Raw genomic sequence first — 9,151 nt, 5'->3', positions numbered from 1 at the left:
TTGACTTCGCAAATGTTTTGCTCTTGATTCAAAATCAAGAGACCCTACACATTTGATTCGTCGAAACTTTGTTCAGTTTTCAAAGATCTAATTCCGTGCGTTAATCGCTTAACACAACTATTACATAATATCATTTCATCATTTCCTTGTCAACAACTTTATTTAAGAAGTTGAATAACTATGCAAATGAATTTGAAACGTTATTACCATAACATAATCGTTAACACCTCAATCAGTTGAATTGTTAACGCGACAAGAAATATCTTATCATTAGCGATTACTCATGTCAATAACTTTTTTGCTGTTTTGAATATTTATTCACTTACAACAATTTGAAATGAAACAATGTAAGTGCTAGCGGCTAGCTGTTTAACAGCAGTGCTCGCAGCGACAAGATATATATTATCAAGTATTAGTATGCAGGTCAACCCTTTATTCGAATTTATTTTGATAAATTCGTAAACGGCATTGTTTCACTCACACGAACACTCGTAAATAACTCGTGCAATTCACTGGCTAGAACAAACTCGAGCCCTTGACGATCAAACTTTGCACGTACCTGCCCGTCAACAGCTAGGTGGTCAAAGACAAAGACCGCAACTTTTTCATCATCCAACTCAGCCATAATCGAATCATACAAGCGCAATTGGTCAACATCAATACCAATCGTATATCGCAAATCCCACAATACTGACGCTAAGGGCGAATGCCCTGCTCGTACTGGCAACTGATAAAAATTGTATCCATTAGTAGAATGCTTAACTAAAAAGTGCGACCCTTGCTGGTCATTATAAATAATTGTCCCGGCAACTTTTTTCTGCACTAATACTCACCCGCTTTCAATCGATTTAGTGAATCCGAAGTCCAACTCGCTAAATGATTGGCAATTGGTTCAAAGCCAGCATGAACATGCCGATTCGTCCAAAAATGCTTATGCCGAAAAGTCTTGTAGATTTCCAAATCATTGACCGTCGGATGCGGTTGATGCTCGATACAACGTAATGACAAGCTGATTTTTCCAGTATATTCGTCAATATCTAAAATAATAACATCTACGGCTTGACCAACCTTTAGATACTCAGTAATACTTTTAACGTATCCTTCATGACACTCTGAAATGTGAATCAATCCCTGATGCTCACCATCTAAGGTGACAAAAGCACCATATGGTTGAATACCAGTGACTCGTCCGTGTACCCGCATACCAATTCGATAATTGCTCACGATCATACCATCCTTTCTCATTCATTCTATATTGTCGATAATTCTAATCCCCAATATTATAACCTGAATACAGCGGATTGCAAAATCGTAATTGCAAAAAAAGAAACCCGCAGCCGCAGATTTCTTTCAAACTAACTAATCCTCAATTGTAATTGTTTCGATCACAACATCCTTCACTGGTTTATCCTGCATACCAGTCTCAGTGGCCGCAATCTTATCAACGATATCCATCCCATCACTAACTGCACCAAAAACAGTGTGCCGGAAATCTAGCCAGGGCGTGCCACCATTGCCATACGCAGTCACGATTTCTTCCGGATAACCAGCTTGCTTCATCTGATCACTCATCCCAGCATCTAATTGTGGCTTTTGAACGATAAAGAATTGGCTACCGTTCGTATTAGGACCAGCGTTGGCCATTGATAATGCCCCTCGCAAGTTGAAAACCTCTTGTGAGAATTCATCTTCAAATGGTTTACCCCACAAACTTTCGCCACCCATCCCGGTACCGGTTGGATCGCCACCCTGAATCATAAAATCAGGAATGACCCGGTGGAAGATAATGCCATCGTAGTAACCCTTCTGAGCTAAACCAACAAAGTTTTCAACACTCTTGGGGGCCTGCTTTGGAAATAGTTGAACCTTAATATCACCAAAGTTAGTTTTGATTGTTGCTTTTGGTCCATCGACCTGACTTAAATCTAATTGCGGAAATGCCACAAAATCACCCGTTTTCTATTAAGATTATCTTGATAATACAAGAGAACTCGATTAAATGCTAGCCATTTGTAAGGATTTCTTGCGATTAGCGACTAAGCATAGTATTTCGACTGATTTTCTGGTAACCTAGATAGGATTAATTTCACATTACTTGGAGGTAACCATGAGTTTTTTAATCGATTTTGTGTTGCACATTGACCAACACTTAGTCACCATCGTGAATAGTTTTGGAATCTGGACCTACCTAATTCTCTTTGCCATCATCTTCATTGAGACTGGCGCGGTCATTTTACCATTTCTTCCCGGTGACTCCCTTTTATTTGCAGCTTGCGCACTCGCCGCTAATCCAACCTATGGCTTACATATCTGGACTTTTGTCATTCTCTTCTTGGTGGCAGCTTTGGCGGGCGACTCACTTAACTTCTATATTGGTCATTTCCTAGGAGAACGCCTAACTGAAACATCCTGGTTTGGTAGACTGATCAATCAAAAACAGCTGGCAAAGTCCGAAAAATTCTTCGAAAAACATGGTGGCATCACCGTGACCATCGCACGCTTCATGCCAATCATCCGAACCTTTGTCCCATTTGTAGCTGCCAGTTCGCGAATGAAGTATCAACAATTCATTCGCTACAACGTTATCGGCTGTGTCCTGTGGGTCATTCTCTGTTGTGGTGGTGGCTACTACTTCGGTAATATCCCGTTCGTTAAGGAACACTTTTCGATGGTTGTCATTGGAATCATCCTGGTTTCACTGATTCCAGCTGTCTTCTCTGCTATCCGCGCACGCTTTAGCCATCCAACTGAAAACGAAGATTAATCCAATTATAAAAGGCCGATCAGCTAATAATAGCTGACCGGCCTTTTATAATCTAACTTAAAATGCAGTGTCCACTGTAAATACTCTTCATTAATCCGCTTCACGTAACGCTTGTCTGCCGATACTGAGTAAGTAAAAAAAAGACCACTCAATCAGGATAAACGCTAGAACAAAGCACTGACCGAAGAACGTATCCGGCAAGACCAAAATGATTCGGTCCAATAGTGGATCGAACAACCAGTCCGAATTGCGAAATAAGATCTTATGGAACATGATAAAGAACTGATCAAAATTGATAGCCATTATAACGGTCACTACTGGTGGTACCCAGAGGGCTGTCTGCATCGGTAATACTAACCGCCACAATTGTCGATCACGTCGTAGTCGCTGCCAAAAAAAATAGACCACAACACTCGTGACGATAAACACACCGTAATCAAGCATAAATAGATTCTTCACATCCGCAAAGTGAACCAACGCACTCGTCGAATCCGTAAAATCGTTCATAGTTAATTTGGGTACCCACGGAAAGTTAAGATATGCTAACAGCTGATAGTAGTTCGTCATCAGCCGTCCCAATGTCAAATTCACAGTTGCGCCTAACTTTTGACCAACCGCATTGGCAAAATACAACCAGCTCGCGTTGATTGTTACAATTATCGTGCCACTCACTAACCATAAGTATAAACTCAGCCACTGAGCCGCATTTTTAAATTTATTTAGCCACACCATCGTCTAGGTCCCATTCGTCCAAAGAATTGATCTCATTAGTTGGTTTGACGGCCTGTTGTGCCACTAGTTCAGGGGTAGAGACACCGGTATACACCAATAAGGAGTCAATCCCAAAGTTAATTGCCGCTGAGATATCCGTCATATAATTGTCACCAACCATCACACAATCGTGCTTATCGAGACCAATCCGGTCGACCGCTTTCTGCATAATAATTGTCTCCGGCTTACCAATGTAAGTTGCACGTTGTTGGGTGGCCCGTTCGACCATCGCAATTACTGAACCAGCACCTGGCACTAGCCCCCGCTCATTTGGAAGATTAGTATCCGCGTTGGTGCCAATGAACTTAGCCCCCCGCTTAATTGCCAGCGTAGCAAGTTCAAATTTATGGTAGGTCGCATCATAGTCTAAACCAACGATTACGAATCTAGGTGTGCGCTCATCGAACTTGAAGCCCTTTTCCAACATTGCACCCTTCAAGCCAAGTTCCCCGATGACGTACATCGTTTTATCACCATCACCTGCAAGGTCATTAACATAGTCTGCAGTCGCTAACGCTGCCGTATAAACATTCGCAGGACTCACATGAATATCATGATTGTTCGCTAAGTTTGCAGCCACATCTTCTGGTGATTTAGTCGTGTTATTCGTGACCAATAAAAAATCAGTCTGACTAGCCTGTAGTCGTTCAATAAACCGTTTAGCAGCAGGAATACGTTCCCGACCACGATAAACTGTTCCATCTAAATCAATTAAATAACCCTTGTACTTACCCAATCAAAATACCTCTCTCTGTTCCTACTTTTGTCGAATCGTAAAGTGGCGTTTACCACTACTCTGCTTCGTTGTTTGCGCTTGCTTACCATTACCGGCCGTAACTTTCGCCGGTTGCCGCCGCTTTTCAGTAAACGGTGCGGCCTTCTGCTTAGTGGTGAAGCTATGAGACTTCCGCCGTTGTTTGCTGCGACTACTGTTACGGTTACTCCGCGCTCGGGATTGCCGACTATTAGTGTTTTTCTTTCCCCGCCGATCATCCTTACGTGAGCGACTGGTACGCTTAGGTTTAATGACCCGTTCGTTTTTAATGATAAAATAGGCGCAACCAAAATTACAATATTCGTACAGATAGTCTTGGACCGCCCCAATCGTCTGTGAGCGCTGGACATCTTTCATATCATCACGGAAAAAACCTTTTAACCGTAACTGTTCAAAACCCCAATCACCGACAATATAATCATATTTATTTAAAATTGAGCTGTAGCGCTCAACGAACTTGTCGAGGTCAAACCCTTGGCGATAATCGTACACGATTTCAAACGGGTGCTTGCTAACTTCAAAGTGGGTCTTATCAGTTCGTAATCCATGATACAAATTGCGCCGCCGTTCCGCTTGTTGTTCAGCTAGTTCATCAATATGTTCGCGATTCACATTGACACCACCTTTCTCTTATTTAACCGGCCATCGACGCATTAAGTAATCGCCAACGACCGTTCTTAACATGGCTTCAAATAATATCTCAGTTCGACCACTGATATTAATGGTCGGGAAAAACGGAATGAATAAATCATGATCTAATAACGCAATCTGGTACGTTTGTTGCCGATTGACCGGCTGACCATTCACTAGTAATGTATGCTGTCCCGTTTTCCACGTGAGGCCCTGGTACTGGATATAACCAAAGACTTGACCACGAAATCCCATTCCTTTAATCGGAAATTTGTTCAAAAACGGGCGAACTAACTCCATCTCATAGACTAAGCGCCACAATGCTTCACCACTTAACGTCACTCGAATAACATGCATCGCGTGAGGTAGCATGGTATGTAAATCATTTCGGTTGACCATGCCTGCGGGAAGATCCCGCATGAACAGGCCACCGTTCAACATACCTAGATCAGTTTTGGCATAGTCCGTAATGGCCGCTAGCCCGAGGGCCGTCAAATCACTTGCATGGTGCCAATGTGGCCGCAGCTGCGTCGGCACCTTCGCAACAACTTGCCGCGTGAGTAACGTTTCACCCTGTTGCTCCCAGCCAGTAATCAACGTTTCATCACCGGCCACAATTGGTAAGCTGGCCGTGGCAACAGTATGCGCCGCGGCCGCTTTAACGTGATGTTGATGATCAATCGTCAGTTCAATTCGCCCAATATACTCACCGTATTTTCCAGCTGCCGCTATCAGGACCCCATTTTTCAGTTCACCGTTCACCAGTAAATGATGCGTATGACTGCCAATAACAACATCGATCACCGGAAACTGTTTTGCTAACCACCGATCGACATTGATACCAAGGTGGGACATCACGATTAAGACATCATATTGCCCTGCATATTGTCGTAACAACTCTGGGAATCGCGTCTTAACACTGGCCGGCGTCCAACCGTTCAACGGGTAAGTCAACGTAAACGGTGCCGTAAATGCCAGCAACAAGACTCGTGTCCCCCGTGCAGTTGTAATGATTTTAGCTGGTAATGCCCACTGCGGCGGTCGTTGCGTTGCAGTATCTGTCAAATTATCGAGAACAACATCAAAGTTGGCGCGGTCATACAACCGGTTTAAGGCCGCGTGCGTTAAACCCAGTCCTTCATTATTGCCAATCGTGACCGCATCATAGCCAATCGCGTTCAATAACGCCACGTTGGCCTGCCCTTGAGTGGCTTCTGAGAGTGGATGGGCACGATCAACCGCGTCGCCGAGGTCAACCGTGATCACATGGCTTCCAGATTGCCGGCGCTGCTCACGTTCGGTTAATAAATACCGTTGAATACGTGGCCAGTTTTCAAAATGCGAATGAATATCATTGGTATGCAGAATCGTGACTTGCTCGTCCACGGTCAATCGCCCCTCAATCGTTGTCTTTGTTAATCCTAAAGCATTCACCAAAGTCGGTCAAGCACTCGCTTACTGGCGCTTGGCAAAATCAATGGCTTTACCGTCAACCATCTGCTCGATCTCGGCCAGTGAAAATGGCGTTCCAAAGGGCACCGGATGGTCCAAGTAATCGACTTCTGGTGTATCGACACCCACGTTGATGTTCTCCTTGACGTTGACGGCATAATGATGAATATGCCCGTGCAAATTGATAATTTGTTTGACGATCCCCATCATCATTGGGTAGTGCGTTATATAGTATTGGCGGTGGTCGTACTTAATCAGTACCCCCACGTCGTGAAACTCAAACTTCGGTTGACCATTCAACTGTGGATCATGAGCAGCCAAATACTTAAAGAAGGCCCGTGAATCATGGTTTCCCTTTATAAAAATGATTTTGCCATTTAACTGTGCTAAGAGTGCAAAAACCCGCTCATAAGACAATTTCGCTGGTCGCGTAAAATACAGCGCAACATCGCCTAAATGATAGACTGTATCCTGATCCGTCACACGGGCATTCCAATGGTCAACAATCGCTTGGTTCATTGTCTCTACATCTGGAAATAGCCGGGGCGCAAAGTCGTTGTCCCCCAACAAATCAGCATGATAAAAATGTGTGTCGGACGTAAAATATTGCATCGTTCAAACCTCTTATTCGTATATTTACATTTGTAACATCAATCGGATGTGTCATGTCTAGCGAATTTCATGACTTTTGCTTGAAAAGCTGACTTATCCGTTCGTCAGCATATACCCATGTCAGTCATTCGAATCCTATTACGACTGTCAGTCATCATATGGCACACTAACTCGGCAAGTTTATACTAAACAAACCGTTTCCACCGAGTCAAAGCTGACAGTTTTGGCACTTACTGAACAGCACGTATTAATCATGAACCATTTTAAAGAACACCTGACACAACGCGTTAGTCATTTATCATTGTACCGCGCACCGTTCTAAAAGACACTAGAACAGTTTTAAGTTTATTGCTTTGTCAGCACTGGAACCATGTTTTATGACCAACCCATATTCACAAATCTAGCTAATATCGTCAAAAAGTGCACTTAACTGCAATCGGCAGAGTTAAGTGCACTTCATAAATCCCATTAGTTAACCTACTTGATAGCCAATCAGCACTCCTGGTTATTGCTGACTAGTCGTGTGTCCGTTGACGAATTCGGTCACTAACGATCTTGACAATGTATAAGCCAACCACCCAGACCGCTGACACGAGTAACGCGATTAACGTTTCAAACTTCAGACAGAGAACAACAGCGATAAAAGCTAAGAACACTAGAATGAAGTAATCAGATAACGGAAACAGTGGCATCTGGAATTTCACTTTAGCCTGACTGCCCGCTTGACGTCGATACTTGATATGTGCGACGACGATTGCGCCCCAAATAAAGATAAAACAAGTAGTCGATACACTCGCAATCAGCGAGAAGACTTTCCCAGGCATCAGTAAGTTTAGAATTACTGACAACCCAATCACCAGCGTCGAGAACCATAACGCATTGCGGGGAACTTGGCGGGTCGATAGTGTCCCCATTCGTTTGGCAAACTTGCTTTTGCCATCATACGTTAGTGAGAATAACATCCGCCCGGTACTGAATAACGCACTATTACAACTAGAAGCGGCCGCCGTGAGCACTACGAAGTTGATAATCGCAGCCGCTGAACGAATTCCCAAATTGGTGAATACTTGTACGAACGGGCTGTGTGCCGATGAAAAGTATTGCCACGGGTACATACACATTAGAAAGAATAGTGACCCAACATAAAACAGAATGATCCGCACGGGAATATCATTGATTGCTTTGGGGATCACCGTCTTCGGATCAGCCGTCTCAGAAGCTGTCATGCCGACCATCTCGATCCCAATAAAACTGAACAGGACCATCTGGAAGGAAAGCACTAAGCCTTTGATTCCGTGTGGCATAAAACCGCCATAACTAACCAAATTGGTTAAGCTGGCGTGGCCCACAGGGGTCTTAACGCTAAACAAGACCATACCAATCCCAACAGCAATTAATGCCAAGATAGCAGCGATCTTAATAATCGCAAACCAAAATTCAGTTTCACCGAACGCTGAGACATTAATAGAATTCAAGCCCAGCAATAAAATCAAGATAATCAGCCCCGGAAGCCATTGCGGTAACTTAGGCCACCAAAACTGCATATACTCACCAGCAGCAGTAATTTCGGCCATCGCAATCGTGATCCAGCAAACCCAATACGTCCATCCAGCCACAAAGCCGGTCTTATCACCTAAGTATTGCTTAATAAAATCAATATAAGAATGCGTATGAAGGTCAGATAACAGTAGTTCACCTAACGCCCGCATTAATAAAAAGCACACTAAACCGGTCACTAAGTATGCGATCAGGATCGCTGGCCCCGCCAAGTGGATAGATTGACCGGCCCCTAAGAACAGTCCGGTCCCAATCGTGCCGCCGATGGCAATTAATTGAACATGGCGGCTTTTTAAGCCTCGCGAGAGTTGTTCCGTCGCAGGCTGTGAATTTTCTTTCGTCATTATCTTTGCACTCCCCTTGAAATTATTATAGCGGCCAAATTCCTAGCATTCAAAAGGCCACGCTTAAGAAAATCACACGATTGGACTATACCATTGTTTGCTAACGAAATTCATCTTATGTACGCGTAAGCGTTTGCTAACTTGCATGGCTGGGATTCAGCTTTGTTAGTTGACTAAACCAGTGAACGCTCCCGCTACGTGAATAAAGTGAAGGCAACGCATACTAACATGAATAACTTTCACTTC

At 43.7% G+C, this 9,151-nt stretch carries 10 protein-coding genes; 1 reads left to right on the top strand and 9 read right to left on the bottom strand.

Going from position 1 to position 9,151, the window contains the following annotated elements; all coding sequences use genetic code 11:
• Positions 1–442: 442 nt before the first annotated feature.
• The 3 genes from ACOV1R_RS11760 to ACOV1R_RS11750 form a co-directional block, all read right to left on the bottom strand.
• Positions 443–823: a hypothetical protein gene (locus ACOV1R_RS11760; RefSeq protein ID WP_003641566.1), complete on the bottom strand. Its 381-nt coding sequence runs from the start codon at positions 821–823 to the stop codon at positions 443–445.
• Entirely contained in the window at positions 823–1,230 is a 408-nt protein-coding gene (locus tag ACOV1R_RS11755) for a CvfD/Ygs/GSP13 family RNA-binding post-transcriptional regulator (protein WP_003644624.1), read from the bottom strand. The genes ACOV1R_RS11760 and ACOV1R_RS11755 overlap by 1 nt, the downstream gene beginning before the upstream one ends.
• Before the next feature lie 129 nt (positions 1,231–1,359).
• A complete protein-coding gene (locus tag ACOV1R_RS11750) occupies positions 1,360–1,944 on the bottom strand; it encodes a peptidylprolyl isomerase (protein ID WP_003641564.1) in 585 nt (194 codons plus the stop codon).
• A gap of 163 nt (positions 1,945–2,107) precedes the next feature.
• Here ACOV1R_RS11750 and ACOV1R_RS11745 point away from each other — a divergent pair, with 163 nt between their 5' ends.
• Positions 2,108–2,764: a VTT domain-containing protein gene (locus ACOV1R_RS11745; protein ID WP_003645434.1), complete on the top strand. Its 657-nt coding sequence runs from the start codon at positions 2,108–2,110 to the stop codon at positions 2,762–2,764.
• A 90-nt stretch (positions 2,765–2,854) separates the two neighbouring features.
• Here ACOV1R_RS11745 and ACOV1R_RS11740 read toward each other — a convergent pair whose 3' ends face one another.
• From ACOV1R_RS11740 to ACOV1R_RS11715, 6 genes are all read right to left on the bottom strand, one after another.
• On the bottom strand, positions 2,855–3,496 hold the full coding sequence (locus tag ACOV1R_RS11740) for a TIGR01906 family membrane protein (RefSeq protein WP_003641562.1): 642 nt from the start codon (positions 3,494–3,496) through the stop codon (positions 2,855–2,857).
• Positions 3,480–4,271, bottom strand: a complete 792-nt coding sequence (locus ACOV1R_RS11735) for a TIGR01457 family HAD-type hydrolase (RefSeq protein WP_003641561.1) — start codon at positions 4,269–4,271, stop codon at positions 3,480–3,482. Before ACOV1R_RS11735 ends, ACOV1R_RS11740 begins: the two co-directional genes overlap by 17 nt.
• A 21-nt stretch (positions 4,272–4,292) precedes the next feature.
• On the bottom strand, positions 4,293–4,922 hold the full coding sequence (locus ACOV1R_RS11730; RefSeq protein ID WP_003641560.1) for a YutD family protein: 630 nt from the start codon (positions 4,920–4,922) through the stop codon (positions 4,293–4,295).
• Between the two features lie 18 nt (positions 4,923–4,940).
• The gene (locus tag ACOV1R_RS11725) at positions 4,941–6,326 is read right to left on the bottom strand and encodes a bifunctional metallophosphatase/5'-nucleotidase (RefSeq protein ID WP_011101693.1); all 1,386 of its coding nucleotides are present in this window, start codon (positions 6,324–6,326) and stop codon (positions 4,941–4,943) included.
• 69 nt (positions 6,327–6,395) lie between these two features.
• Complete coding sequence (locus tag ACOV1R_RS11720) at positions 6,396–7,004, bottom strand: metallophosphoesterase family protein (protein WP_027822798.1); 609 nt, start codon at positions 7,002–7,004, stop codon at positions 6,396–6,398.
• A gap of 515 nt (positions 7,005–7,519) precedes the next feature.
• Positions 7,520–8,905 (bottom strand): amino acid permease, encoded by a 1,386-nt coding sequence (locus ACOV1R_RS11715; RefSeq protein ID WP_003645436.1) that lies wholly within the window; start codon positions 8,903–8,905, stop codon positions 7,520–7,522.
• Positions 8,906–9,151 lie beyond the last annotated feature (246 nt).

The sequence above is a fragment of the Lactiplantibacillus sp. YT640 genome, from assembly GCF_049745435.1.
Lineage (GTDB): Bacteria > Bacillota > Bacilli > Lactobacillales > Lactobacillaceae > Lactiplantibacillus > Lactiplantibacillus plantarum.
This window is presented reverse-complemented; position numbering and strand designations above follow the sequence as displayed.